Raw genomic sequence first — 1,807 nt, 5'->3', positions numbered from 1 at the left:
CGAACGAACCTCTCCGCGTGTTCCTTCCGGTTGAAGTGACGAACAACATAAGCCCTCGCCGACAACCCCATGGCGCGAACGCGGGCGGGATCATCGCGCATCCTCACCACCGCGTCCGCCATGGCTTGCGGATCACCCGGAGGCACAAACACCCCCCCTCCGCTCTGTTCCATCACCGAACGGATGACACCATCGATGCCTAGCAATGTCGCCCGGCCTGCCGCCATGTAATCAAACACCTTGTTTGGATAAGTGGTTTTAAACATGGGGATCGCTTGCAGCGTGGCCAGACAAACGTCTGCCGCGGCCAAAAAATCACTCATGCGCGCCTTGGGTTGGGCGCCCGTAAAGAGGACGTTGGTCAGTTTTCTTTCCCGAACCCATGATTCCAGCATGGGACGTTCCATGCCGTCGCCCACAATCAGAAACACGATGTTCGTGTCGCCCTTCAATCGCTCGGCGGCCTGCAGCAACGTTGGCAAATCGTTCGCCCGTCCGAGGGCTCCCGCGTAGACGGCCACATAGCGATCGCCCAGATCATATTCCATCCGAATATTTTCTCCCTTGGCCTCCGGAACAAACATGTCCGGATCGACTCCATTGGGGATATGGTCGATCTTGGCGGGATTCACCGACATCGCAATCAGGTAATCTCGATACGCGGGTGAATTGACGAGGATTCGGGTGGCTCTGGCATAAAGAAACCGCTCCAGCCATCTCGACATCACAATCAAGAACCGGTTCTTCAACACACCCATGTCAATGGCAAACTCGGGCCAAAGATCCCGAATCTCCAACAAGAAAGGTTTGCGCCGGATCGCGGCCACAAACCATGCCGACGCCGCCTGGAAGATCGGCGGGGACGTCCCCATCACCACATCCACCGGGCCCGCCCTTAAAGCCGACCACACCGAACTCAGCATGAAGGAGAGAAATGAGATGACTCGCCAGAAGAAGGATCGATGGAGCGCGGGATACGTGTAAGCTCTCAACACTCGGATGCCGCCAAACTCCTCCGGACTCGAAGCGGCTGGAGCCTTGCTGCCCGTGAGATAACTCAAACTGCTCGCCACAATCGTAAACTCATGACCCGATTTTACGACGTGAGAACCGAGCTCAAAGTGGCGGGTCCCCCCCGCTTCCCTTGGCGACACAAAGACCTGATGGATGAGCAGCGCCCTCATCGACTTCCATTCCTCGAAGGTTCAGCAACCGCCACCTCGCGCTGCCACGCGTTTCCCCTTAACAGCAACGCACCCTTTTGATAGGACATTTCCACCGTCCCTGGACCCAGAATCGTCCACAAGCACACACTCTGGCTGCGGCACTCGGCCTCAACCGAAAGGGCAGGATCCTTATGCGCATAGCGACGCGAAACCCATCCCCGTGTCGAGGTCGGATCGGCCCGAACGATGTTGCACCGAAGCGCCTCCGTGCCGCCCGTGCTCAAAGAGTAATCACCGGAGGGAGTCTGCAGCACCAGTTTGAATTGACATCCCGCTGCCACTCCAGGGTCCGGACCGAGCGCATAGGGCATGTCTAATAAAAGCCAGTGCAGTCGATACTGGTGAACTCCTCGCGAAGTCAGCCAGTCAAGCACAATCCAGTGATCTCCCGGCAATCGTTGAACACGCCTGCAATGTCGGACTGGATCGTCGAGTCGTGCGTATCCATCATGAACCGCCTCCCACCCCTCGATCACACCGTCCGGCACACCGGACATCGGCCAAACCGAACCGCGGGCCCACCTCAGGAAGAGGAATTTTGAATGGTGACGCATCTGATCCTCGCCATCCACGCCAACGGT

At 57.8% G+C, this 1,807-nt stretch carries 2 protein-coding genes; both read right to left on the bottom strand.

What is annotated here, in order from left to right:
• Positions 1-1,184, bottom strand: a 1,184-nt coding sequence (locus FJ404_19835) for a glycosyltransferase family 4 protein (protein MBM3825096.1), incomplete at its 3' end; no start/stop codon positions are given.
• Positions 1,181-1,807, bottom strand: a 627-nt coding sequence (locus FJ404_19830; protein MBM3825095.1) for a hypothetical protein, incomplete at its 5' end; no start/stop codon positions are given. The genes FJ404_19830 and FJ404_19835, both read right to left, overlap by 4 nt.

Source organism: Verrucomicrobiota bacterium (assembly GCA_016871495.1).
In the GTDB taxonomy this organism is placed as follows: Bacteria; Verrucomicrobiota; Verrucomicrobiia; order Limisphaerales; family VHDF01; genus VHDF01.
Note: the sequence above shows the minus strand (reverse complement) of the source record. Positions and strands in the feature narration are given on the sequence as shown.